The organism is Acinetobacter sp. 8I-beige (assembly GCF_902505955.1).
Taxonomy (GTDB): Bacteria; Pseudomonadota; Gammaproteobacteria; order Pseudomonadales; family Moraxellaceae; genus Acinetobacter; species Acinetobacter johnsonii.
The window spans coordinates 965938-992284 of the sequence record NZ_LR732792.1 but is presented as its reverse complement, the minus strand read 5'-3'; the positions used below and the strand labels follow the sequence as shown (position 1 = coordinate 992284).

The 26347-nt window shown below is 41.6% G+C and carries 25 protein-coding genes and 1 tRNA gene; 19 read left to right on the top strand and 7 right to left on the bottom strand.

Features of this window, described 5'->3' with window-relative positions:
• Positions 1-271: 271 nt before the first annotated feature.
• The 17 genes from GVX98_RS15085 (at position 272) to GVX98_RS15005 (ending at position 16892) form a co-directional block, all read left to right on the top strand.
• Complete coding sequence (locus GVX98_RS15085; protein ID WP_159128531.1) at positions 272-784, top strand: hypothetical protein; 513 nt, start codon at positions 272-274, stop codon at positions 782-784.
• Between the two features lie 72 nt (positions 785-856).
• Positions 857-1561: a molecular chaperone gene (locus GVX98_RS15080; protein ID WP_126035290.1), complete on the top strand. Its 705-nt coding sequence runs from the start codon at positions 857-859 to the stop codon at positions 1559-1561.
• A 20-nt stretch (positions 1562-1581) separates the two neighbouring features.
• Positions 1582-3885, top strand: a complete 2304-nt coding sequence (locus GVX98_RS15075; protein ID WP_159128530.1) for a fimbria/pilus outer membrane usher protein — start codon at positions 1582-1584, stop codon at positions 3883-3885.
• Between the two features lie 13 nt (positions 3886-3898).
• Complete coding sequence (locus GVX98_RS15070) at positions 3899-4315, top strand: hypothetical protein (RefSeq protein ID WP_004983505.1); 417 nt, start codon at positions 3899-3901, stop codon at positions 4313-4315.
• 140 nt (positions 4316-4455) lie between these two features.
• A complete protein-coding gene (locus tag GVX98_RS15065) occupies positions 4456-5736 on the top strand; it encodes a glycosyltransferase family 1 protein (protein WP_159128529.1) in 1281 nt (426 codons plus the stop codon).
• Between the two features lie 191 nt (positions 5737-5927).
• On the top strand, positions 5928-6479 hold the full coding sequence (locus GVX98_RS15060; protein ID WP_125280205.1) for a phosphatase PAP2 family protein: 552 nt from the start codon (positions 5928-5930) through the stop codon (positions 6477-6479).
• Positions 6480-6570: 91 nt separating this feature from the next.
• Positions 6571-6771 carry a Fe-S cluster assembly protein IscX gene (gene iscX / locus GVX98_RS15055; protein ID WP_004697668.1) on the top strand — a complete coding sequence of 67 codons (201 nt, stop codon included), beginning with the start codon at positions 6571-6573 and terminating at the stop codon, positions 6769-6771.
• Positions 6772-6881: 110 nt separating this feature from the next.
• Positions 6882-7313: a nucleoside-diphosphate kinase gene (ndk, locus tag GVX98_RS15050; RefSeq protein WP_004697669.1), complete on the top strand. Its 432-nt coding sequence runs from the start codon at positions 6882-6884 to the stop codon at positions 7311-7313.
• Between the two features lie 122 nt (positions 7314-7435).
• The gene (gene rlmN, locus GVX98_RS15045) at positions 7436-8671 is read left to right on the top strand and encodes a 23S rRNA (adenine(2503)-C(2))-methyltransferase RlmN (protein WP_130235009.1); all 1236 of its coding nucleotides are present in this window, start codon (positions 7436-7438) and stop codon (positions 8669-8671) included.
• Between the two features lie 79 nt (positions 8672-8750).
• Positions 8751-9488 (top strand): type IV pilus biogenesis/stability protein PilW, encoded by a 738-nt coding sequence (gene pilW, locus GVX98_RS15040; RefSeq protein ID WP_228716306.1) that lies wholly within the window; start codon positions 8751-8753, stop codon positions 9486-9488.
• Entirely contained in the window at positions 9479-10255 is a 777-nt protein-coding gene (locus GVX98_RS15035; protein ID WP_159128527.1) for a helix-turn-helix domain-containing protein, read from the top strand. Before pilW ends, GVX98_RS15035 begins: the two co-directional genes overlap by 10 nt.
• An 18-nt stretch (positions 10256-10273) precedes the next feature.
• Entirely contained in the window at positions 10274-11389 is a 1116-nt protein-coding gene (gene ispG, locus GVX98_RS15030) for a flavodoxin-dependent (E)-4-hydroxy-3-methylbut-2-enyl-diphosphate synthase (protein ID WP_004697677.1), read from the top strand.
• Positions 11386-12681, top strand: a complete 1296-nt coding sequence (gene hisS, locus GVX98_RS15025) for a histidine--tRNA ligase (RefSeq protein ID WP_159128526.1) — start codon at positions 11386-11388, stop codon at positions 12679-12681. Before ispG ends, hisS begins: the two co-directional genes overlap by 4 nt.
• Positions 12682-12708: 27 nt before the next feature.
• Positions 12709-13407 carry a tetratricopeptide repeat protein gene (locus GVX98_RS15020; RefSeq protein ID WP_004983519.1) on the top strand — a complete coding sequence of 233 codons (699 nt, stop codon included), beginning with the start codon at positions 12709-12711 and terminating at the stop codon, positions 13405-13407.
• Complete coding sequence (gene bamB / locus GVX98_RS15015) at positions 13404-14549, top strand: outer membrane protein assembly factor BamB (RefSeq protein ID WP_058870298.1); 1146 nt, start codon at positions 13404-13406, stop codon at positions 14547-14549. The genes GVX98_RS15020 and bamB overlap by 4 nt, the downstream gene beginning before the upstream one ends.
• Positions 14550-14717: 168 nt before the next feature.
• Entirely contained in the window at positions 14718-16127 is a 1410-nt protein-coding gene (gene der, locus GVX98_RS15010) for a ribosome biogenesis GTPase Der (protein ID WP_004697684.1), read from the top strand.
• Between the two features lie 90 nt (positions 16128-16217).
• Positions 16218-16892 (top strand): 4'-phosphopantetheinyl transferase superfamily protein, encoded by a 675-nt coding sequence (locus tag GVX98_RS15005; RefSeq protein ID WP_171503353.1) that lies wholly within the window; start codon positions 16218-16220, stop codon positions 16890-16892.
• A gap of 32 nt (positions 16893-16924) precedes the next feature.
• Here the strand turns inward: GVX98_RS15005 and secF are convergent, their stop codons facing one another.
• The 7 genes from secF to queA form a co-directional block, all read right to left on the bottom strand.
• Positions 16925-17899, bottom strand: coding sequence for a protein translocase subunit SecF (gene secF / locus GVX98_RS15000; protein WP_171065426.1), 975 nt, complete (start codon positions 17897-17899; stop codon positions 16925-16927).
• Positions 17900-17907: 8 nt separating this feature from the next.
• Positions 17908-19809, bottom strand: coding sequence for a protein translocase subunit SecD (gene secD / locus GVX98_RS14995; protein WP_004983529.1), 1902 nt, complete (start codon positions 19807-19809; stop codon positions 17908-17910).
• A gap of 55 nt (positions 19810-19864) precedes the next feature.
• Complete coding sequence (yajC, locus tag GVX98_RS14990; protein WP_004697692.1) at positions 19865-20194, bottom strand: preprotein translocase subunit YajC; 330 nt, start codon at positions 20192-20194, stop codon at positions 19865-19867.
• A gap of 104 nt (positions 20195-20298) precedes the next feature.
• The gene (gene tgt / locus GVX98_RS14985; RefSeq protein ID WP_159128525.1) at positions 20299-21429 is read right to left on the bottom strand and encodes a tRNA guanosine(34) transglycosylase Tgt; all 1131 of its coding nucleotides are present in this window, start codon (positions 21427-21429) and stop codon (positions 20299-20301) included.
• Positions 21430-21743: 314 nt separating this feature from the next.
• Entirely contained in the window at positions 21744-22313 is a 570-nt protein-coding gene (locus GVX98_RS14980; RefSeq protein WP_159128524.1) for a LemA family protein, read from the bottom strand.
• Positions 22314-22338: 25 nt separating this feature from the next.
• Positions 22339-23367 carry a hypothetical protein gene (locus GVX98_RS14975; protein WP_159128523.1) on the bottom strand — a complete coding sequence of 343 codons (1029 nt, stop codon included), beginning with the start codon at positions 23365-23367 and terminating at the stop codon, positions 22339-22341.
• A gap of 9 nt (positions 23368-23376) precedes the next feature.
• Positions 23377-24417 carry a tRNA preQ1(34) S-adenosylmethionine ribosyltransferase-isomerase QueA gene (gene queA, locus GVX98_RS14970; RefSeq protein ID WP_159128522.1) on the bottom strand — a complete coding sequence of 347 codons (1041 nt, stop codon included), beginning with the start codon at positions 24415-24417 and terminating at the stop codon, positions 23377-23379.
• A gap of 184 nt (positions 24418-24601) precedes the next feature.
• On the opposite strand from queA, the gene GVX98_RS14965 reads away from it, so the two are divergent.
• Together GVX98_RS14965 and GVX98_RS14960 are read left to right on the top strand one after the other, a co-directional pair.
• Positions 24602-24688 (top strand) — tRNA-Leu (locus tag GVX98_RS14965).
• Between the two features lie 360 nt (positions 24689-25048).
• Positions 25049-26317: a sensor histidine kinase KdpD gene (locus tag GVX98_RS14960; RefSeq protein WP_159128521.1), complete on the top strand. Its 1269-nt coding sequence runs from the start codon at positions 25049-25051 to the stop codon at positions 26315-26317.
• Positions 26318-26347: the final 30 nt, after the last annotated feature.

Below are 26347 nucleotides of genomic sequence, written 5' to 3'. Positions count from 1 at the left end.
TCACTGAAATTAGTGTAACTGTTTTTAGGGATTTATAAAATTAATTAACAACTAAAATAGAAATAAAAACAAAATCTTAATTTCACTTTACTGGGGTTTTAAAGTTGGTTCTTTATTTGAGTGAAAAAGGCTGCATAGGTGGTTTTTTATACAGAATAACTAGAATAAAAACACACTTAAGAAAAGCTTGGTAGCCAAGCAAGGTCCAGTTTTGATTAAGGGTGATCATAACAATTAATCAGGTTTAAAAGAAAAATCTCGGAGAGTAGCTATGAATAAAATACTTCAAGCATCACTAGTTGCAACACTATTAGGTGCAGGTTCTACAGCCCTTTATGCAGAGGAAGATACAGCATCACGCCCTAGTTATAACTGGGGGAACTGTACTTCTCTAGGTTGTGAAAAAGATATTCCTATTAAATTAGAAATCCCTAAAAAATGTGAAGTGCTTGGCGGTAGTGCCATTACGCTGAATAAAAATGGTGGAACACAAAGTTCAAATTATACTGTACGTAGTAATACGCACTATACACTTAACATTCAAACAGCGAACACAGGTACAAGTGCAAGTACTTATGTTAAACATGAGGACGATGGCAGTGTTCGTGTACCAACAACAATTGTTACAAATAAAACAGGTGGCGGTGTAATTCCATTCGGTAATTCAAATCATAATGGTCTAGCTGACGATCAATATTCTGTTTCGGTAACTAATGCAGCAGTTGGTGCATTCCAACGTGCGGGTACATATACTGATACTTATCGTATCAAAGTCTATTACTAATTTTTTACTAAACCTAACTTGATCACAGCATCAGGTTAGGTTTTTTTATAAATTATAATAAGGCGGTGTAACATGAAAAAAATAATAGCGATTTTGGTGTCTTCGATGTTTTATATGTCGGTATCAAATGCTGGTGTTTCAGTTGATCCAGTCCAAATGTATATTCAAAATCCAACAAAACAAAGAACCACAACACTTACCTTAGAATCTAAAGATGAAACTGAGAAGAGAATTTTTGAAGTAAAAGCATTTAAGTGGACGCAAAAAGAAAATGGCGAAAACGTACTGGAGCCTGATAACTCCTTAATTATTAATCCTAAAAACTTTATTTTGCAGCCGAATGGTAAACAGACTATTCGTGTGGGCTTTAACCGTCCCATTGAGTCTATTTTAAGTGGACAGCAAGAAGGGACATGGCGTGTGATGGTTGATGAGATTCCGCAGGCAGTGAAAGAGTCATCTGTGAATTTTCTTGTAAGTTTTAACTTGCCACTCTTTGTTGGAAAGCAAGAAGATGTTAAACTCAAATTTAATGTAGAAAATAATAAACTCGTTGTTAAAAATAACGCGAATTCCCATATTCAAATTGCAAATTTGAAGATTGTCGATGCTAATAAAAAAGAAGTTTTTAAAACGGAGACTATGAGTTATTTGCTTGCAAATAAAAGCACGTCCTATGATTTAAACAATACACGAATATCAAATCCTAAAAATTATTATGTTCAATTGTTTACTGATAAGAACGATAAAATGGTGGAACTCAAATTCTCGGATTAGTCTGAGGTGGGGAGTTTACGATGAATACGAAAATAAGAATACTTATCGTTATTCATATTTTTTTTGCACTAAATGTGAATGCCAGTGAAGCTGTGCTGGAAGAAAATATTGCAAATTTATGGATTAATGATTTAGATCATCATACGGATGTTGCCTTATTAAAAGAAGGCGATCAATACTATATTGAATGTAATATACTGGCAGAACGTCAAATTACAACAAGCCAATTAAAAACGCTCTCCTCTCGGCCAGAGTTTTGTTCAGTGTCATCAGGAGTAATTCAGTCAGCGTTTGATGACACATCACAATCCATTAAATTGACTATTCCTACAGACTCTTTTGAATCTGATTTTAATAACTTAAATGGAAGTGTTATTCCAGAAAAAGCCAGTTTTGGTGGTTTCATAAATTATGATTTTCTTTATGCAACTAGTAATTCTAATAACTCATATAGTGGACTTATGGAGCTAGGGGTTTTCAAAGATTATTGGATCATGAAAAACTCTATGTTGTATCAGAATACCCCCACTGATGAGCGGGTGGTTCGCCTGAGTAGTAGTGTCGATTTTGAATTTCCTAAACATATGACCCGCTTAACGATAGGGGATACTACAACTACATATAACCCTTTGATTAATTCTTTACGTTTTGCAGGTTTAAATTGGGGGACGAATTACACTGAAAGACCAAATTTTGTGTACTGGAATATGCCAAGTTTACAAGGGAGTGCACGCGTTCCTTCTACTGTTGATTTATATATAAATGGCGTAAATATTTATAATCAAAAGGTGAGCCCTGGTGATTATAACTTACTGATGGGGGCACAAATCCAACAAGCAGGTAATGCGCAAATTGTAGTTGAGGATGTACTCGGGAATCGAAGTGTACAAAGCTTTCCTATTATGGTGACCAATAGACTATTACGATCTGGTTTGAATGAATATAGTGTTGCAGCAGGTAAACTTCGTTACAACTATAATTTGGATAGCAGTGATTATAGGGACTTCTTTGTGAATACTTATTTTCGCAGAGGTATGTCAAACTCAACTACGTTAGGAAGCAATTTATCTTACAGTAAAGATATACAAAATATAGGGTTCATGTGGACACAAGCGATTAGTAATATTTTTGTTCTCGATAGTGTTGCTCTTGCTTCTCATGATGATGAAAACCAATTTAATTATTCCTATGGGTTATCCGCAAGTAAAGACTTTGGTCGATTTTCAATGGGGGCGAGTTCAAAATATACAGAAAAAGATTTTAAATTTTTAGGAGATGAGTTAGGTGCCAATTCTAACTATCCGAAGTTTGAAAATCTTGCATATTTTGGTATGAGTAATGTGCCCTATTTACATAATCTAAATATTAACTATGCAGAACAAAAATACTATGAAAATCCTGAGTTTCCTAATAGTAACCAAAAGGTAATAAATGTTGGGTTTAATCGGAATTTTGGTCGTCGAATTTCATTTGGTTTAAGCTATTTCAACTCTTTTGGTGACAGGAAAGACTCAGGCGGCATTCTTTCACTTAGCTACAGTTTTGATAATAAGTCCGTTTACTTTAGTCAATCAGCTGACCAAAATACAAATCTCCAGTTGGTGAAATATGATTCCAATCAAGTCGGTTTCGATTATTCTCTTGGAGTAAACCGTCGTAGTGAAGATACGATGTTTAACTTTAATGGTGTTGTTAAAACAGATGTAGGAGATTTAGATTTCTATCATGTGCAAGGTCGTGAAGATCGTGAATCACAGTTAAATTATCGAGGAGCAGTTGTTTGGTTGGGTAATAAAATCAGTTTTACTAAAATGGTTGATAACGCATTTACTCTAGTCAAAGTAGGGGATTATCAAGATATTGATATTTTAAGATCGCTGACCTATGTTGATAAAACCAATAAAAAGGGGTATGCCTTTATTCATGATGTTATTCCTTATGTTAAATACGACATTGCATTTGATCAAAATCAACTACCTATCGAAGATAAAATACAGTATTCAAGCAAACAATTAACAGCTTTAAATCAACGCGGTTATATCATCAATTTCCCAGTATTCCATGCGAAACAAGTCACTGTTAAACCAGTAGACAGTAACAATCGGTCTTTTGCTGCTGGTTCGGAGCTTTATATTGATAATAATGGTGAAGGAGAGGTTTATCCGATTTCTACCGATGGTAGCGTAACGCTTTATGGTTTGATTCCGGGAATATATAAGATACAAATTAAAACTAAAGAAGCACGCAGTTGTTCGGCAGAACTTACAATTACAGATACTAAGAATGATGACAACTCATCAGTACTGGATCTTCAGTGTAAATAAATGGAGTAGAGCCATGAAACTGAACATTATTATACTGCTGTTTTGTGTAGCGGCCACCCCAATAGCTTATGCAAAACAGTGTCAAATTGAGCGTTTAACTTCAAGTCAGTTGAATCTAAGTTCATCGTATCTTAGTCAAGCTGCAACTTCTTTCTCAGTGGCTTGTGATAGTAATTACGCGATTAAATTCAATTCGCGTAATTTAACTAATGCAACAGGGAGTAGTTATTTAGTCAATGAGAAAAACTATAAATTGAGAACTCAAATGAATATTTCAGGAGCAAGTGCATCACGTTGGAATAGCCCTATTGCTCAACCAGCAACTGAGCAAAATAAGTTTGTAGTCTTGGTGCAATTGATGGAACGCCCAACTGCCTTAACCCCAGCAGGTGTGTATAAGGATAGCTTGTATATTAATTTGATGTTTTAAATTTTAGGCCTTTAAATTATTAATATGTAAAAAGATACCTACTAATCATAGGTATCTTTTTATTTGATTGCATTCATTATCATCAAACTGTCAAATAGTTTAACTAAACTTGAGAGACAATAAGAAAAGTTTGGAATAACATGATCGGTTCAATGACAACAAAATTATTCAAACAGCACAATTTTCCAGAAACTCAGCGGTTTTACCTCAAACAACAACATCGGCATGATCTTCAGCAAGAACTCTCTATCCTTGAAGAAACACTCAAGCCTAAGTTAAAAATAACCATCGTGACGGAAACATGGTCACCAGAAATCAATGGTGTTGCGAACTCTTTATTACAACTGTGTAAAGGTTTGCAGAAACTGGGGCATCGTATTCAGCTCATCCGCCCAATACAAAAAACCATATGTACCGACTTTCAGGCAGAACAGGAGTGTTTGGTTTGGGCAAAGAGCATTCCTAAATATGCTGACATGCAATTTGGTATGCCTCAGTATGTTAAAGTCAGCAAAGCGATTGAGCGCTTCGCACCAGATGTGGTCCATATTGTGACGGAAGGTCCTCTAGGGCTGACTGCACTGTATGCGGCTCAAGCACATCAAATTCCAGTATCAAGTGGCTTTCATTCAACTTTTCATGATTTTAGCCGCTTCTTTGATTTGGCTTTGCTTGTTAAGCCGATTGAAAGTTATCTTTGCTGGTTTCATAACCATACGGTGCTCACCTGTGTGCCGAGTCAAACGACGTTAAATCAACTCCATGCTTTTGGAGTGACTTGTCCTTTGGTTGAGGTTGGACGAGGGGTCGATACAACTCGCTTCCATCCAGAGCATCGCTCAGAACAACTGCGTCAGCGTTGGGAGGCAGATGCAAATACCACTGTGCTTTTATATGTAGGGCGTTTATCTCCGGAAAAAGAAGTCGATGTGCTCATTCAAAGCTATTTGAATATCAAGAAGCAGTCATCACGCAAATTTAAAATGGTGATTGTGGGGGATGGGCCAGATCGTAAGCGTTTAACGGAGATGGCCAGTGGTTCAGATGTTATTTTTACAGGCAGCTTAACAGGGCAGTCATTAGCTCAAGCCTATGCCAGTGCGGATGTTTTTGTTTTTGCTAGCCAAATAGAAACTTTTGGCAATGTGGTACTCGAAGCCATGGCCAGTGGCTTGCCCGTGGTGGCCTATAACTATGCCAGTCCACAGCGCTATATCAAGCAAGGTATAACAGGGTGGTTGAGTCCTTGTGGACAAGTGGCACACTTTATGCAAGCTATTATGCAGTTGCCAGAGCAAAAGGTGCTTAGATGTATGGGAACTCAAGCGCGTCAAGACATTGAGAGTGTGGGTTGGCAGTATCCTGTGAAACAGTTTGAGCAAGCCTTATATCACGTGGCCAATATTAAGGCAGCCCCTTAACCAATAGTTGTATTAAAGCGTCCGTGATAAAGATGAGTTGGGTAATTTTGATGGGTTTTAACTTAAATCATCAAACTGTCAAAAATACCCTTTAATATGAGCTTAACGAGAAGCGATTTTGATGAATTAAATCGTCATATAACAATGATTTTCCAGCTGAACTTTCAACATTGTTGTTAAGGAGAAGTGGTATGAATCTTAAAACTGCAAAAATAAGAATATTAGATTTAGATTTAAAAGGCTGTGTTTATCTCAATCATTTTTCCCATTCGCATACTGTAGCCAATTTTTTTAAGCGGATCAGTCGATTGGGAGATGGCATCTTTTGGTACACCATGTTGGCTTTAACTTGGTTGTTGCAAGGCTTGGTCTACAGTTTGCAAATCGTGTATTTGGTGCTTGGTTCATTGTGCGGGACTTTAATTTATAAAGTTTTAAAAATCAAAACTATTCGCCCAAGACCCTATCAAGTACATCAGGTGATTCGAATGGGTGAGCGACCACTTGACCATTTTAGTTTTCCTTCAGGTCATACTTTACATGCGGTGATGGTCAGTACTTTATTGGGCTTTGTACAGCCAATTTTATTGGTGCTCATGTTGCCTTTTACTGTTTTGGTTGCCGCGTCACGCATGATTTTAGGGCTACATTATCCAAGTGATGTGTTGGTGGGAGCGGCTATAGGTGCGGTGGTAGCTGTTACTTTAATTTGTAGTGCACCATTTTTAAATATCGCGTTGTAAAAAAAGCCCAGTTTTATCTCAAACAAACTAGCGCTTAAATTTCAGAGTTTGCTACAGTACAGCATCTTCTACATTGTGATGAGACTCCACCATGGGCTTACGTTGGTCAGACACTATTGATATTGCTATTGAGTTGTATGAAGCTCATCCAGATGTCGATCCGCAGTGGATTCGCTTTACAGACTTACATGCTTGGGTGTGTGCCTTACCAGACTTTAGTGATGATCCGACCAAGTCGACTGAAGGTTTGCTTGAAGCAATTCAAATGGCATGGATTGACGAAGCGCGATAATCCTTGTATTGAAAAAAGCAATTTTTTACAGAGTAAAAGCAGAAAATTGTGCATTATGTCGGTATAATGCGCCAAAATTTTCATGTCTACATTGACTTAAGGAGCCAATCATGGCTATTGAACGTACTTTATCTATCGTAAAACCAGACGCAGTTGCTAAAAACCACATCGGTGACATTTTTGCTCGTTTTGAAAAAGCTGGTCTTCAAATCGTTGCAACTAAAATGAAACACTTGACTCAAGCTGAAGCTGAAGGTTTCTACGCAGAGCACAAAGAGCGTGGTTTCTTTGCTGACCTAGTTGCGTTCATGACTTCTGGTCCAGTTGTTGTTTCAGTTCTTGAAGGTGAAAACGCAGTTCTTGCTCACCGCGAAATCCTTGGCGCAACTAACCCTAAAGAAGCTGCTCCAGGTACTATCCGCGCTGACTTCGCTGTAAGCATCGACGAAAATGCTGCTCACGGTTCTGACTCTGTAGCATCTGCTGATCGTGAAGTTAACTACTTCTTCGCTCAAACTGAGATTGCTCCACGTACTCGTTAATTCGAAGTATTCAAACCAGATAAGTGTTATTATACTTATCTGGTTTTTTTATTCCCTGAATAAATTTCTGCTCGTTTATTGAGCTTCTCCTTTCATCGTTAGACATGGTTTAGGTAATACACATGAGTACTGAAGTGGTCGCTGTCTCTACAGTTTCGGCTGAACAGCAACAATCTCCATCCGCTCCTGCACAGCAAAATTCTGTTGCGAAAGTGAACTTACTTGGCATGTCACGTCCGCAGCTTGAAAAATTCTTCGAAGATATGGGAGAAAAAAAGTTTCGCGCAGGACAGGTGATGAAATGGATTCACCAGTTTTTTGTGACTGATTTTGCTGAGATGACCAATATCTCAGGTAAATTGCGTGAAAAACTTGAAAAGCTCTGTGAAATTAAAGCGCCAGAAGTGGTGCATAAAAATTATTCTAAAGATGGCACGCGTAAGTGGGTCTTTCGTGTTGGTGAGGGCGAAGGCTCTTTGGTTGAAACCGTATTGATTCCTGCTGAGCATCGCAGTGGTTTGCGCCGTACTTTATGTATTTCATCTCAAGTGGGCTGTGCACTGGATTGTTCATTCTGTTCAACCGGTAAACAAGGCTTTCAGCGCGACTTAAACCCAGATGAAATTATTGGTCAGTTATGGGTCGCAAACTATTCTTATATGGAAGATGTGCCTGTAGCTGAGCGTGAGCGTTCGGTGACCAACGTCGTAATGATGGGGATGGGCGAGCCATTACTCAACTATGATGCCGTATTGAGCTCAATGCGTATTATGCTTGATGACTTTGCTTATGGTATGTCTAAGCGCCGTGTAACCTTGTCAACTTCAGGTGTGGTGCCGAAAATTGATCAATTGGCACAAGATATTGATGTTGCATTGGCAATCTCCCTACACGCGCCAAATGACGAACTGCGTAATGAATTGGTTCCAATCAATAAAAAATATCCATTGGTACAGCTGATTGCAGCATGTCAGCGTTATATCGCCAAAGATGGTAATGAAAGTGCGCGTAAGCATGTCACGATTGAATATGTGATGTTGGATGGGGTGAATGATCATCCTGAGCATGCACAGCAGATGATTAAACTGTTGAAGAATTTACCAAGTAAAATTAATTTAATTCCATTTAATCCATTTCCACACGCGCCTTATGGTCGTTCAAGTCGCAACCGCATTATTTCTTTCCAAAAAACTTTGTCTGATGCAGGATTTGTGTGTACGATTCGTCAAACGCGTGGTGATGATATTGATGCTGCCTGCGGACAATTGGTTGGTCAAGTGGCCGATCGAACACGTCGTGCCGAGCAGTGGAAAAAGAAAGTAGCAGAGAAAAACGAGATTCTACGTTCACAAGGATAATATAAGGGGATGCCAATTGAAAAAACCCGTTTCTAAACTTTACCTTGCGCTGACACTGGGTGTGTCAGTGTGGTACTTGATGGGTTGCCAAACCGTGAATACGAAAGGTGACCCAAGTAAAGCAGTACAAGTTAGAACGCAATTGGCGGCTGAATATATTAAGTCGAATGATTACGATGCTGCGAAACGTACATTGGATCAGGCATTAGACATCGACTCTCGTGATGCATCTGCAAATATGATGATGGGCGTGTTGTTACAGCGTGAAGGCAGTCCACAAAATGTGGAAAAGGCAGAGCGTTATTTTAAGCATGCAATTGCGGCTGAGCCAAAAAATGCACAGGCTCGTAACAACTACGGTACGTATTTATATCAAATTGGGCGTTATAATGACGCGATTGATCAACTTCAAGTTGCAGGTTCAACTTTAGGGTATGATCAACGTTATCGAGCATTGGAAAATTTAGGTCGTGCGTATATACAAGTAGGTCGAGTGGCGGAAGCAGAAGCTGCTTTTAAACAAGCTCTACAGGTAAACTCAGGTGCCTATCTTGCTATGATCGAAATGGCGGAAATTTCATATTTACGTCAGCAAAATGCTGAAGCTACGCAATACTATGAACAGTTTGTGCGAGCGGTGGGCGAGAAAAACTTAGATGCGCGTGCGCTTTGGATTGGGATCCGAATTGCGCGAGCAAATCATGACACCATGGGTTCGCAAGTACTGGTCAACCAGTTACGTGCATTGTATCCAGACAGTCAAGAATACAAACGTTATTTGCAATTACAGTACACTACTGAGGCCGTATGGAAGTAAATCCTAATTCACCACAATCGAATGGTTCTAGCAATGCTTTAGGAAATATCCAACGTCCGGGTGATTATCTTCGTCAAATTCGTATTACACAAAAACGTGAATTAAGCGACGTTGCCAAAGAGTTGAATATTCCACTCAAGACCTTAACTGCGCTTGAGCAGGACGAATATACAGCGCTTCCAGAAGCAACCTTCATTAAGGGTTACTATCGTACTTATGCGAAGTTCCTAAAAGTGGATGCTACTACGATTATTCAGCGTTTTGATGACATCTATGCCAATGATACGGGGCTATTGCCAAATCACGCATTGAATAATTCACCGATTAAAATCATGGGTAAATTACCCGGTTCTAACCGTGACCGTAACCGTAAATGGTTGAAACGTGGGCTGATTGCGATTGTTGTAATTGCGATTTTGGCAGCGTTGTTTGGCATGATTCAGAATTGGTCAGGCAGTACAGATGAGGCTGCGACTCCGCAGACGGCATCTGATGTACAAATCATCAATATGAATGGGGCTGCTGCAACCACAGGGGATCAGTTGAAACTTGAGTTCAATCGTCCTACGTCTGTACATATTGTTGATTCAACGGGGAAGGTACTGGCAACTGGGCGTCAAGCCTCTACACTTGAGCTTGCTGGTGAGACACCTTTTCAAATTCGTATCGATGATGCTGCTGCTGTGTCACTCAGCTTAAATAATGAAAGTATTTCATTGTCACCATATACCGTCGGTGGAAAAGCAGATTTCCGCTTGTCACGTTAATGGGATCAAGGAAAAGCAATGATTGTAAACCCAATTAAACGCAAGCCTACTCGTAAGATTCGTGTAGGTTCAGTCTATGTCGGTGGCGATGCACCCATCAGCATTCAAAGTATGACCAATACTGAAACTTGTGATGTGGAAGCAACGCTAGCGCAAATTCAGCGCTGTGCAGATGTAGGTGCGGACATCATGCGTGTTTCTGTACCGACGATGGAAGCTGCAGAGGCTTTTGGTGAAATTCGTAAGCGTTCATCAGTGCCGTTGGTTGCAGATATTCATTTTGATTACAAGATTGCACTGCGTGTTGCGGACTTGGGGGCGGACTGTTTACGGATTAATCCCGGAAATATTGGCTCTGAAGCAAAAATTCGTGAAGTGGTGGCTGCAGCGCGTCATAACGATATTTCTATGCGTATTGGGGTGAATGCAGGTTCACTGGAAAAAGATATTCAAAAGAAATATGGTGAGCCAACTGGTCAGGCATTGCTTGAGTCGGCGATGCGCCATATTGATATTCTAGACCGTTTAGATTTCCACGAATTCAAAGTCTCAGTGAAAGCATCCAATGTGTTTTTAACCATGGACGCTTATCGCCTACTTTCACAGCAAATTGATAATCCGTTACACCTTGGTGTAACGGAAGCTGGGATTTACCGTACAGGTTCAGTGAAGTCTGCGATTGCATTGGGCGGTTTGTTATTGGATGGCATTGGTGACACCATGCGTATTTCCTTGGCAGCGGAACCTGAAGAAGAGATTAAGATTGGTTTTGATATTTTAAAATCACTCAGTCTTCGCTCAAATGGCATTAACTTCATTGCTTGTCCAAGCTGTTCACGTCAAGAGTTTAACGTGATTTCAGTGATGCAAGCCTTAGAAGAGCGTTTAGAGGATATTCGTACCCCAATGGATGTGTCGGTGATTGGGTGTAAAGTGAATGGTCCGGGTGAAGCCAAAGAAGCCGATATTGGTGTAGTTGGTGCAAGTCCACGTTCACTGGTGTATCGTAATGGTGAAAAGAGCCATTTAATTGACACAAATCAGTTGGTTGACGAAATCGAAACGATGGTTCGTCAGCGTGTTTCAGAGCTTGAAGAAGCTAAATCTAAAGAGATCATCCGTAGTTCATCATGAGTTCAATTGTCGCAATCAAAGGTTTTAATGACATTCTTCCTACGCAAACACCAGCGTGGAGACGTCTTGAACAGCATCTCGCATCATTGATGGATGCGTATGGCTACCAGCAAATTCGCCTGCCTATTGTTGAACAAACCAATTTGTTCAAACGTTCGATTGGTGATGCAACGGATATCGTTGAAAAAGAAATGTACACCTTCTTGGACAAAGGTAATCCGCCTGAGTCTTTGACTTTGCGTCCTGAAGGAACAGCAGGCTGTGTACGTGCCATGCTGGAGCATAACTTGCTTCGCGGTGCGACGCCTCGTGTTTGGTATATCGGGCCGATGTTCCGTTATGAAAAGCCGCAAAAGGGTCGTTATCGTCAGTTCCACCAGTTCGGCGTGGAAACCTTTGGTGTGGCAACCCCAGATATGGATGCTGAGCTGATTTTGATGACAGCACGTCTGTGGAAACGTATGGGTGTAGCAGATAAAGTTCAACTTGAGTTAAATACTCTCGGTGAATCTGATGAGCGTGCAGCTTATCGTGCGGCATTGGTGGAGTTCTTAGAATCACATAAAAATGATTTGGATGAAGATTCACAGCGTCGTTTAACCACCAATCCACTACGTATTCTTGACTCTAAAGATGCCAAAACTCAAGCCATTTTAGAAAATGCGCCGAAGTTGCATGATTTTATGGGGGAAGAGACGCTACAGCACTTTGCCACTTTGCAGCAGTATTTAACCGATGCAGGTGTGAACTTTGTGATTAATCAAAAACTGGTGCGTGGCTTAGATTATTACAATAAAACTGTATTTGAATGGACCACCACGCATTTGGGCTCACAAGGCACAGTCTGTGCGGGCGGTCGTTATGATGGCTTAGTGGGTCAGCTTAAAGGCAAGTCAGATCAGTCTGTACCTGCAGTTGGCTTTGCGATGGGCATGGAGCGTCTGTTGTTGTTGCTTGAGCAAGTCGAAGACGCTACACCTATACGTGACTGCGAAATGTTTTTGTTGGCAGATCCCGCCTCTCAAGGCAAAGCTTTGGTGCTTGCAGAACAAATTCGTAACCAGTTAGATGCTGCATCAAGTACGCTTCGTTTGAAAGTTGGATCACATGGTTCAATGAAGTCACAAATGAAAAAAGCGGATCAGTCTGGCGCATTGTTTGCCCTCATTTTGGGTGAGCGCGAGGTGGAAGCTGCACAGTTTGCCGTAAAAGAGTTGGCGACAGCTGAACAAACTTTGGTTGCGGTGGATGACATCGTGCCATTTATGATTGAAAAATTTTCTTCAAAATAAGCCAAAATATAAGGAAAGGGTAGTCACATGAGCGCATTAAGTGATGAAGAACAACTTGATAGTTTAAAGTCTTTCACTAAGAAATATGGTTCAGCCATTATTAGTGGGATTTTAATTGCGCTGATTGCCTTTTTTGGATGGCAATACTGGCAGAAGAAGACTTTGGCTGAGAACCAAATGAACACGGCTAAAGTTCAGCAATTAATGGATGAAGCACGTGCAACACAAGGCGATGCATTTACAGCCTTGTCTGCAACTGCGGACAAAATTGTGAAAGAAGCACCAGATTCAGCGCAGGCTATTCAAACGCAATTGTTGATGGCAAAATTGGCCTATGACAAAGCGGATTATGCTAGTGCTGAAAAAGCGTTAAAGAAAGTTGAAAACTCGAAAGTGGATGACGACGGCTTAGTGCAAATTGTGAAATTGCGTTTAGCGTATGCACAATTGGCTCAAAAGAAGTTTGATGATGCGATTAAAAACCTCGCATTGGTAAAAGATCCTGCTTTTAAAGCGACAGCCGATGAAGCTTTGGGCGATGTCTATGTGGCTAAAAACGACATCGAAAATGCGAAAAAAGCCTACCAAAGTGCATGGGATCAGTTGGTTAAACGTAAACAAGAACGCCAAATTTTACAAATTAAACTCGAAAGTGTTGGTATTTTAGTTGATGATCCTGAAATCGAACGTCCACTTATAGAAACAGCAGCGGAAGAAACTGAATGAATAGAAAATACAAAATTTCGTGCGCATTAACCGTATTAACTTTAGCGCTTGCGGGTTGTGCAAGTAGCGGAAAAGTAGAAGAAGTTAAGCCGAATCCACTTCCAAAACTGACGCAGGCGAAAACTCTGACTCCTGTATTTTCTCAAAGTGTGTCTTCAACTTCGACTGCTGATCCTTTACGTTTACGCCTAGATGCAGACAACGGTGTAGTTTTTGCACTTGACCCTAAAGGTGTCGTAACGGCGTATCAAGGCAAACAAAAACTATGGCAGAAAGAAGTATCTAAAGCGGGCTTGAGTTCAGGTGTTGAGGCTGCCGATGGTCATGTCATTGTAGGTAACGCCAAAGGTCAGTTGTTTGCTTTAGATCAGGCAACTGGTGAGCAAAAATGGACTGCACAATTAACAGGTGCACTTCTTGCGCCATCGTTGATTCAAGCGGGTCGTGTTATTTCTGTCAGTAATGATGGCACTGTTTTTGCGCATGATTTGGCAACAGGTCAGCAAGTGTGGACCTATAACTTACCAAATGTACAACTTAGCTTACGTGGTAATGCAGCGCCTGTTCCTGTTGATGCGCGTACAGTGCTCATTTCTTCAGCTAATGCCTATGTTTATGCTTTAGATGTGCTCACTGGCGTGCCACGTATGCAGCGCCGTGTAGCTGTGTCGGATGGTCGTTCGGATATTCAACGTTTGAATGATGTTGATGGTGATCCTGTAGTGGCAGGTCAGTACTTGATTACGACCAGCTATCAAGGTCAAGTGACCATGACAGACTTGGCTTCACAGCAAGTGGTGTGGAGTGAAGATTCGAGTAGTACGCAGCGCCCTGAAGTGGTGGGTAATGGTGTATTCGTGGCGCAAACTGACGGCAAGTTAGTGGCTTATGAAATTAGCACGGGTCAAAAGCTTTGGGAAAATGACAGCCTGCTGAACCGCCAATTGAGTAATCCTGTGATGTTAGGCCAAGACTTGATTGTCGGTGATCTAGATGGCGTATTGCACATGCTGAACCCTGCGACAGGTGAATTGATCGGTCGTGCTAAGACGTCTGGCGAAGTGCGTACTTTACGTGTGATTGATGATCAGCTCTATGTTGCGACACGAAAGGGTGCATTAAGCATTTGGCAGAATCGTTAATTCTGTTCGACTTATGTTAAACTAGTCGAAATTCGTATTTTTTAAATTCCTCGGGGTGTTTGCTTAGTCAAAACCCCGAGTTTTTATTCAGGTTTTTCACCTAATTTTTCTTCCAGTTTCTGATGTTCAGACCAGTCTCACTGGCTGATCTTGAATAAAGGTTAATCTATGAAACCCGTAATTGCGCTCATTGGTCGTCCGAACGTCGGAAAATCAACGCTATTTAACCAGATCACCAAAAGCCGAGATGCGCTTGTTGCTGACTTTGCCGGTCTGACTCGTGACCGTAAATATGGTGATGCCGTATTTCAAAATAAGTCTTTCATTGTGGTTGATACTGGTGGTATTGGCGAAAATGAAGGCGGTATCGACTCTTACATGGCGGAACAGTCTAAAACAGCCATCAATGAAGCCGATATTATTGTCTTCGTAGTCGATGCACGCGCAGGCCTACTCGCATCGGATGAGCAAATTGCTCGTGAGCTACGTACACTCGGTAAGAAAGTTTACCTTGTGGCGAACAAAGTTGATGGTGTACATGCCGAAGCTGCACTTGTTGAATTCTACAAGTTGGGTATGGGCGAACCCATGCAAGTGGCTGCGAGCCATGGTCGCGGTGTACAGCAAATGCTTGAAGATGTGCTTTCAAGTGTGCCTGAAGATGAAGATGCAGACGAACACGATAAGAACACAGGCTTACGTTTAGCGATTATTGGTCGTCCAAACGTAGGTAAATCGACGCTGGTGAACCGTTTATTGGGTGAAGAGCGTGTAGTTGCATTTGACCAGCCGGGGACAACCCGCGACTCGATCTATATTCCGTATGAACGTGATGGCCGTCAGTACACCTTAATCGATACTGCAGGTGTGCGCCGTAAAGGTAAAGTCGATGAAATGATTGAGAAGTTCTCAATTGTGAAAACACTCCAAGCTATTAAAGATGCGCATGTTATCGTGGTTGTACTTGATGCACGTGAAGGTGTGGTTGAGCAAGATCTACATTTGATTGGTTACGCGCTTGAAGCGGGCCGTGCGATGGTGATTGCGATTAACAAATGGGACAATATGTCCGAGTATGATCGTAAACAATGTAAGTTGGATGTCGATCGTCGCTTTGACTTTATTCCTTGGGCGAAAGTGCATTTAATTTCTGCATTGCATGGTACGGGTGTGGGGGATCTATATCCATCGATTCACCGTGCTTATGATTCGTCACATTTGAAAGTTTCACCTGCAAAAATCACACAAATTTTAAGTGATGCTACGGATGCGCACCAACCGCCAATGGTCGGTGGTCGCCGTATTAAAATGCGTTATGCACATATGGGTGGTCAAAATCCACCAACGATTGTAGTGCATGGTAACAAAGTCGATAAAACCCCTGCGGATTATCGCCGTTATTTAGAAAACGTATTCCGTAAAGTGTACAAACTTGAAGGTACGCCAGTACGTATTGAGTTTAAAACCTCTGAAAACCCATTTGAAGGACGTAAGTCACAGGTGGATGAACGTACAGCAGCACGTAAGCGTCGTTATGTTCAGAAGTTTAAGAAAGCTGAGAAGAAATTCAAACGCTAATCAGGCATTTAGGTTTTGATGCTGAAAAGCCCAAAGTGATCTTTGGGCTTTTTTATTTTATGATGCATGAAACCATGATAGGAAGGCAAAGTGGCAAGGACAATACGTGTTGAGCTGAAAAAGATTGAGGACATTGTTCAGGTGGATCACAGCCTGTCACGTGTGGAGCAAATTACGCAGCGAAAACAAGCCATTTATCAATATCGCAATCAATGCTTATCCGAACAACGGCAAATGATTGTGGATGATCACTCCATTGCGCTCAGTGAGACAGGTAAACCTTATTTACTTGATCAACCTTCCTTTTATTTCAATCATAGTCACAGCCAAAACTACTACGCTTTAGCTACGAGTGAGCGGATGCAGGATCTAGGTGTGGACGTGGAGGAGTTAAGCCGAAAAGTCCGCTTTGAGGCTTTGGCTAAACATGCTTTTCACGTAGAGGAACTTCGCGTGTGGCAACAGTATGATCAGGACAAAGCATACTGGTTTAAGGTCTGGACCACCAAAGAAGCTGTGCTTAAAGCATCAGGTTTAGGCATTCGTTTAAACTTAAATGAACTGAACACTCAAGCACATCCAACGCATAATGGCGGCATGTGTAGTCATCCGCTGATTGGGAGTTTTGCCTATCAAAATTTTGAGTTGGGAGATGTGATGTTGACCGTGGCTTGGCGGGCAGAACAGTCCTGCCGTGGCTATGCGTTGCCTCAGATTGAGCTGATACAACATCTTCACACCGACATAAAAAAGCCTCTCGATTGAGAGGCTTTCTTTTTTCACACTATGGTGTGCATTTATGGAATTTCATTTTCTTCTTCAAACTCAGGCTTCACTTGAACAATGAAGTCTTGACGGTTTAAGCCACGCCATAAAGCAAAAGCTGTACCGATGTAGATTGAAGAGTAGGTACCCACAAAGACGCCCACAAACATCGCAACAGAGAACCATTTAAGGCCATCACCACCGAGGATCATCATCGAGATCACCACCAACAATAAAGTCATTGAGGTGTGAATGGTACGACGTAGGGTCTCAGTTAAAGCGATGTTAACGATCTCTAAAGGCGAAGCGCCACGAATCTTACGGAAGTTTTCACGTATACGATCCGAAACGACAATATTGTCATTCAGTGAGAAACCAATCAGAGCCAGAATTGCAGCCAATACAGTTAAGTCAAATGGCCACTGCATCATGGCAAAAATACCAATGGTGACCACCACGTCATGGAACAAAGACAGTACCGCACCCATCGCCAGTTTGAACTCAAAGCGAACCGTTACGTAGACCAACATTAGCAGTAACGCTAAAGCCACAGCACCCGCTGAGCGAATGTAGAGTTCATTCCCGACTTGTCCACCCACCACATCAACTTTGTTAACTGAAGCCGAGTTACCCGGTAACTGTACAGCTTGGGTAATGGTTTTGGTTAAGTCTTCTGCGGCTGTGTCCTCTTGTACAGGCATACGCACAATCAAATCACGATCTGAACCAATGGTTTGTACCACAGGGTCATGAAAGCCAGCTTTGGTTAGTGCAGCAGATACATCGGCTGATTTCACTGGTTTGCTATAGTTCAATTCGGCAGAAATACCACCAGTAAAGTCCAAACCTAAGTTAAGACCCTTGGTGAAAATAAAGAATAGGCTGCCGATGGTTAAGACAATAGAAAGAATGGCTGCAGGCAGCGCAATCTTCATAAAATCAATCACACGTTCATCATCTGGACGGCCGTATTTTTTTGAATCTTGTTGAGTCACATCAGTCATCATCGATCTCCTTATATGCTCAACTTTTTCAAGTTACGTTTTTTGCCATAAATGAGCTGTACAATCGCACGTGTTACTGTAATAGCAGTAAACATAGAGCAGATAATACCGATCATTAAGGTCACAGCGAAGCCTTTAATTGGGCCAGTACCGATAGCAAATAGGATAAACGCAACCAAGAACGTGGTTAAGTTTGAGTCGAAAATGGTGTTATAAGCACGGTCATAACCCGCCACAATGGCTTGTTTGGGCGATGCTCCCCACTTTATTTCTTCACGTATTCGCTCACAGATCAAGACGTTGGCATCGACCGCCATACCAATGGTAATCACGATACCCGCAATACCTGGGAGGGTAAGGGAAGCACCAATCCAAGACATGACCGTTAGAATCATGGCTAAGTTGAAGACCAAGGCAAAGTTAGCAATTAAGCCAAAGAGACGGAAGAACACCACCATCCAGATCGCGACAAGTAAGAAACCGATTTGAGTCGATAGCACACCTTTATCAATGTTTTCTTGACCGAGGCTTGGACCAACAACACGCTCTTCAACAAAGTACATTGGCGCAGCAAGTGCACCCGCACGTAGCATTAGTGCGAGTTCAGACGCTTCTTGAGGTGAATCTAGACCCGTAATACGGAATTGAGAGCCGAGGACTGCTTGAATAGTTGCAGCGTTAATCACGACAGACTCTGCATAAGGTGTACGGACTTCGGTTTGCGCACCAGTCGCAGGATCGGTGATATAGCTAATACGTTGTTTATTTTCAATGAACAACACAGCCATACGCTTACCCACCGCATTACGGGTTGCATCCGCCATCAGTTTACCACCTGCTGTGTCTAAGGTAATGTTTACCTCAGCACCGCCAGTGTCTTGGCTAAAGCCACTTGATGCGTTTTGAACACGTTCACCCGTTAAAATACGGTTACGGTTTAAAAGTAATTCACGTCCGCTGTCTAAAGACTGATATGCAAAAAGTTCGGTTCCTGGTGGAAGCGGTTGACCATTGCTCTTGCCGGTATAAGGGTCAATCACTTGGTCATTTTGGTCAGAGACCAAACGGAACTCTAGGTTTGCTGTACGACCCAAGACACGTTTTGCTTCAGCAGTGTCCTGAACACCTGGAAGCTCAACCACGATGCGGTTACTACCTTGTGTTTGTACCAAGGCTTCTGCCACACCTAACTCGTTAATACGGTTACGTAAAGTGGTTAAGTTTTGGTTCACGGCATAAGATTGAATTTCTTGGCGGCGAACATCGGTATAGGTTAAACGTAAGGTTGAACCTGTCGCAGTTGCGACCGCTTGCTGATTAAATTCATTACCATTGCTACGTAAGTAGTCTTGAGCCGCAGTACGATCATCATTGTTGGCGAACTGAACGGTAATGGTGTTGTTGTTTAATGCAAGGCTGTTAAATTTAATTTTGTTGTCACGGAACTGACGACGTAAATCAGTCGCAGAGGTTTCCATGCGTTGAGCAATCGCTTTATCCATATCCACTTCTAATAAGAAGTGAACACCACCACGTAAGTCCAGACCGAGCTTCATTGGTTTTGCACCAATTTTTTGTAGCCACTCTGGCGTGGTTGGCGCCAAGTTCAACGCGACAACATAGTCATCACCAAGGCCACGACGTAACGCTTCTTTGGCTTTTAATTGTGCTTCGCTAGAGTCAAGACGTAACAGTGCAGCATTATTGCTAAAACTGTTGTCATGGCTTGAAATACTTTCAGATTTTAAAATCTGCTCTGCTTTTTGTACGATGCTTTGGTCAATTTGGGTACCAGCTTTGGCACCAGAAATTTGAACCGCAGGCTCATCCGGATACAAACTAGGCAGGGCATATAATGTACTGATCGTCAAAACCACGAGAATCAGTAGATATTTCCATGCTGGGTAACGCATTTGTTTTCTTCTTAAAATGAAAAAAGTCGTGCGGATGCACGACTAATTTTTTTGATTAAAGGTTATTTAATGTGCCTTCAGGAAGAACTGAAATCACACTTGCGCGTTGAATTTTTACGTCTACACCGCGGCTCAGTTCAACCACTGCAAAGTCACCTTCGAGTTTAGTGATTTTACCCATTAAGCCACCAGCAAATACTACTTCGCTGCCTACGCCAAGGCTTTCAACCAAAGAGCGGTGCTCTTTAGCACGTTTTGCTTGAGGGCGCCAAATTAAGAAATAGAAGATTGCAATAAAAACAGCAATCATCAATAAGTTTGCGACCATACTTGGTTGTTGTGCAGCTTCACCCGCTGCGTGAGCTGTAGAAATAAAAAGGCTCATTTCAAATTCCTAAACTAAAAAAACGGTGACCAACGAATTGATCATAAATAGACTTGTTCTGCAATTTACCTTGTCTTTTTACCAAGCGCAAATGCTCACAACAATTAATCTTGGGGGCAAGGTGGAACTTCTAAACCACGACGTGCATAAAAATCTTCAACAAAGGCATCAAAGCGATCATTATCCAATGCATCACGAATGTCTTGAGTGAAGCGTTGGTAGTAACGTAAGTTGTGAATAGTACCTAGCATTGAACCCAGCATCTCTCCACATTTTTCCAAATGGAATAAGTACGCGCGAGTAAAGTTGGTACAGGTATAACAGTCGCAGTGTGGATCAAGCTGACTTTGATCATGACGGTATTTACTGTTACGGATACGTACTAAACCGTCGGTCACAAAATAATGTCCATTTCGGGCATTACGTGTAGGCATGACACAGTCAAACATATCGACACCACGGCGGATGCCTTCCACGATGTCTTCAGGTTTACCCACGCCCATCAAGTAGCGCGGTTTGTCTGCTGGCATTTTTTCTGGAAGATAATCCAGCACCTTGATCATTTCTTCCTTCGGTTCACCGACGGACAGACCACCAATGGCATAACCATCAAAACCAACTTCAAGCAAGCCTTTTAAAGACTCATCACGTAAGTCTTCATACATACCACCTTGAATAATGCCGAATAGTGCATTTTTATTTTCAAGCACATCATGATGCTGAGTCTTACAACGCTTTGCCCAACGCAATGACAGTTGTAGAGACTTTTGTGCTTCTTCATGTGTTGCAGGATAAGGGGTACATTCGTCAAAAATCATCACGACGTCTGAGTTCAATGTATGTTGGATGTCCATTGAGATTTCAGGAGACAAAAATACTTTAGAGCCGTCAATTGGAGAGCGGAACGTTACGCCATCTTCTTTAATTTTACGCATCGCGCCCAAACTGAAGACTTGGAAACCGCCTGAATCGGTCAGAATGGGTTTATCCCACTTCATGAATTTATGCAGGCCGCCGTGCTCTTTAATCACTTCAAGGCCAGGGCGTAGGTAAAGATGGAAGGTGTTACCTAAAATAATTTGCGCTTTGATATCTTCGATATCACGCGGGAGCATGCCTTTCACCGTACCATAAGTACCGACAGGCATGAACACAGGGGTTTCAACCACACCGTGCTCTAAAGTTAAACGACCACGACGGGCGCGACCCGACTGACCTAATTTTTCAAACTTCATAAAATATCCTGAACAAGAGCAAAGCACTGCTTTGCTTGCAGTGCAAGAGCGAAAAAACAGTTCGCCGCTAAAAGGAGGCTATTTTCCTTGATTATGCAAATAAACACCAGTGTTGTAACACTTTTAACGCAAAGCACTTCGGAGCAGGGGTGTGTGCTGTAAGGGCTGTTTCGGTTTGAATTTATGTCATGGTGGCGAGTGAGTCGTGATTAGGATGAAAAGAGTGGATCGCCTAGACGATGTTGTGAACCTAGACGTTAAAAAGGCACTCATTTTGAGTGCCTTGGATGTGTGATTTGTGTTAAAGCGATTTTTTAGTTGAAATTGGGGCGGTAATCAAAATTTTGCAGCGCAGCGGCGTCACGGAATGGACGCACAGCTTTTTTACCAACAGTCATGGTGTTTACAATGTTATTCGGAAAGATTTGAATGTGGTTGTTAAACAGTTCGACATTGCGGTTAAAGATGCTGATCGCAGCACCGACATTTTCATTTTGCTCTTCAATTTCATTCATCATTTTTAGATAAATATCATTGGCTTTAAGTTCAGGGTAGTTTTCGACCACAACATTGAGGCTACGCATCAGCTCTTGGTTTAATGCTTCGATACGTTGTAACTGATTGACATCTGTATTGTTTAAGTTCAGGTTGAGAATGTTCTGACGGAGCTCAGTAACTTTTTCCAAGGTGCCTTTTTCAAAGCTGGAGTATTGTTCGACTAGAGGCTCTAAGCCATCTAGAATTTTTATTTTCTGGCGCTCATAGGTTGCTACATCCGACCATGCGCGAATGGTTGCATTGTGGTGTCGCACAATATTATTGCGAATGACGATTATGCCAAACACGATTGCAATAATAATCAATAAGAAAATCAATAGCCCCATACAGTCCTCAAACGGCAAAATGTCATTATTTTAAAAATTGCGTTAGATCAGATTCTAAGCGCTCTAGATAAGGTAATTTAAAAGTGCGTAAGTGTCCACGCAATGTCGAAATGTCATTGATTTTTTTTGTTTTGCTGGATATTTCAAACAGGTTTTGTGGGCTGATATAGCACAAGATATTTTTTTCAGGATGAAAAAGTAAATCGCCTTCACGAGAACGGAAAAAATCGGCAGTACGCAGCACAAATGCAGGGGAGAGGAGTTTGGCCATCTGCATCTGGTCAGTACCAAAAAACTTGAGCTTTTGGTTGATTTGAATATCACTGCTATGCCATGGAAAACTATAAGGATAATAAAATTTTTTATTGTATGCGGTAATCGCGAGTCCTTGCGTGGGTACCTCAAAGACAAAACATCCCCATAAGTCTTTATGCACTTCTTTAACTTTTAACTCATTGCCATCTTTATCACGTACGCGAATTTCATCGACAAAGTGGTATTGAAACAGCAAAACCTGATGTTGTTGTCCTGCTTCATCCTGCCAAGTGGTACTGGCGTAGTAAGGAATATCATTGCTGATGGCGCCTTGATTAAAAATTGGAAACAGCTGTTTGAGGTGGGCAATAAAAAATGCAGGTTGTAGGGCCACGCCAATATGCTGCGGAGGGGTAAACTCGTTGAGCTGGTATTTTTTATGAATAATTTGTTTTTCGAGATAGTCAGTGACCTCTTCAAGCGGATCATCTTGCTCATAACTTAAATAGGCCCAAAGCAGACAGCCTAAGCCGAATAAAAAGCTGAATAAGGTCCAAATGTGCTCTCCGACAAAGAACACTGGCACAATAAAAAAAATGCCGACTATTCCAAGTAGAATAGGCAGCACATTTTCAAATTTGAGGGTAATCGGGGCATTCCAAGGGTGCAGTCGGTCAAGAATGTCTTGTGCCGAATCTGCCCCTCGGCCGATGTCCCAAAGCTTGTCGATATTATCAAACACAACTTTATTCTTTTTACGTCGAATATGAATGGAATGTTTGATTGTATCGATAGGCATATGAGGTTCTTATTTGGGTTGAAGTTGGTCGACTAACATGGCATCGCCATAACTAAAGAAGCGATACTGGTTGGCTACCGCATGTTGATAAGCCGTCAAAATATTATCACGATTTGACAGCGCTGAAACTAACATCAGAAGGGTCGATTCAGGCAGATGGAAGTTGGTGATAAGACGATCCACCACTTTGAACTCATAACCTGGATAGATAAAAATTTGAGTATCTCCCGTCCACGCTTTCAGTTCACCCTGATGCGCTTGAGCCGCACTTTCTACGGCACGGGTGGCGGTTGTTCCAACAGAAATGACTTTGTTGCCGCGAGCTTTGGTTTGGCGAATCAGCTCAACGGCGTGCTCCGGAACATCACACCATTCACTGTGCATAATGTGATTGGCAATATCATCGGTACGTACAGGCAGAAAGGTACCAGCACCCACGTGTAAAGTGACAAAGGTTTTCTGAATACCTTTGGCTTCAAGTTGATCCAAGAGCTTTTGGTCGAAGTGTAAGCTTGCGGTAGGTGCAGCGACACTGGCTAACTTGGTTGGATCATTAAATACTGTTTGATAACGCTCGGTATCAATGGCTTCAGCTTCACGGTTGAAGTAAGGAGGGATCGGAAGTTGTCCGTATAAATCCAGCACCGTTAAAATTGGCTGGGAAAACTCCACAATAAATAAATTTTCATGACGACCTAGCACCGTGACTTTAACGACATCTGGGCCAATAAAGAGCTCAGCGCCCGCTTTGGGTGTGTTGCTGGCTTTGATGTGGCAGTGTGCAATAAATGCATCTTGCATGCGTTCAACCAGAACTTCGACAGCTCCGCCGCTAGCACGTTTGCCTTTGAGACGTGCTTTCATCACTTTGGTATCATTTAAGACCAGTAAATCACCTGCATCGAGCAAATCTAAAATGTCGGTGAATTGGAAGTCATGATGCTGACCTTGAGCATCGAGGTGTAACAGTCGAGAAGCACTGCGCGTGTCTAAAGGATAACGGGCAATAAGTTCATCAGGGAGGTCGAAATTAAAATCAGAAAGTTGCATGATGGGAAAGCAGCGTCAAAATAAAGGAGGTCAAAATTGCGCTTAGTATATGCGTTTTTGTTGAAAAACGCTGAAATTGCACAAATATAAAGCAAAAAAATCAAATATGACTTAAAAGTAGCCAATCATCACCAACTTGCGTTGACAAGTTTTCCAAAAAGTTTAATATACGCATCAACACCTTCCCGAGGTGGTGAAATTGGTAGACGCGGCGGACTCAAAATCCGCTGTCAGAGATGACGTGTCGGTTCGAGTCCGACCCTCGGGACCAAGATATTAAAAAACCCAAGCATATTCAGTCTTGGGTTTTTTATTGCCTGAAATTTAAGATTTGAATTAAATCGCCGTAAAACGTTACAGATGGCTTAAAGCAATTGAATGTTTGGGGTGGGTTTGCTTAATTATTTCCTCATATAATGGACTCAAAATTTTGTTTTAATCATTCTGATAAATAACGATTTTTCAAAAAGAGAAAGTACTCACAAGATAAAAGCCTGACATAATTGATTTTTTTGTTAAATGCCACGCTTGTATTGTTGTATTTTTATATTGTTTTAATGCTGAAAATTTGCTAATAAATAGAAGTAAATAATAGGTTTGTGCCGAAAAAATCACAAAAGATGAGGCAGAAATGGGTATTCAATTGCTAGATGTCGGGTCTGATACAGAACAGTTAAGTGCTTGCCACTTATCTTTATTGTTGGGCGTGAACAGTAATGACAATAAAATTAAGAGCTTTCTCAAATTTGCGCGAAAAATTTTAGGTGCACATGCCGCAATTTTAACGTTTAGCAATGAACCTTATAGTTGGTATGCAGGCAAACATGCATTCAATGCTTTTCAGTTACCCGCTGAAGCCAATTTTGCTACTCATTTTGAAGGGGATATCACGATTGATGTCCTGCATCGCCATTATCATCATCTTTCTCAGCAGGTGAGTGCTCTAGGCTTTGAACATCGCCGTATCATCGCATTGGATTTAAAGGCATCGGATAAATCTATAGGGCAAGTGATTTTCTTTGATGAACAGTTGGAAGCTTTTACGCAAGATGCTGTAGAAAATGTCTATGAACTGGCATCTGGTTTTCTCAATCTGCTACATTTGCGCATGGAAAATGCGGAGCTCAAAGAGTTGTATGAGCAACAGGTGGCCATGAATGTCAGTAAAACCAAATTTTTCCAAATTATTGCACATGACTTAAGGGCGCCTTTTCATGGCTTAATTGGTTTCTCAGAAGTGTTGGCTGAAGAGCGCAAAAGTTTGGATGAGTCTGGTGTGCAAAGCATTGCAGATTATTTGCATGATACCGCACAATCGACTTATAGCTTGTTGGAGAGTTTACTGAATTGGGCGATGGCAGAAGGCGGGCGCTTTGTTTATCACCCCATCCATTACAAGCTTAAGCAGTCCTCTCAAATCGTTTTTGATGTGTTGCATGCGTTGGCTATCAATAAAAATATTCAACTGATTGACCGTGTCCCCGACGATTTAAAAATTTTTGCAGATATCAATATGGTGACCTCGGTGATCCAAAACTTGGTCTCAAATGCGCTAAAATTTACCCATATGCATGGCGAAGGTGTTGTGACGATTGATGCTAAACAACGTGATGACTTTATCGATATCTACATTCAAGATACGGGTCTAGGTATGACATTGGGGCAAATTGAATCTTTGTTTGAACCGAAACTAACCGTTAGTTTTAAGGGGACAGCTGGGGAGAAAGGTACGGGTCTAGGTCTGGTGTTGTGTAAGCGTTTTGTTGACTTAAATAAAGGTGAAATTTCAGTCACATCGAAAGAAGGTGTCGGTTCAATTTTTATCGTCAGTCTGCCACGTTCGAACAGCGCACATCAAGCATTGCCACTCGAGACATCCCAGCAAGAATTTAGTGAATAATCATACTTTTCTTATAAAATAATTCACCTA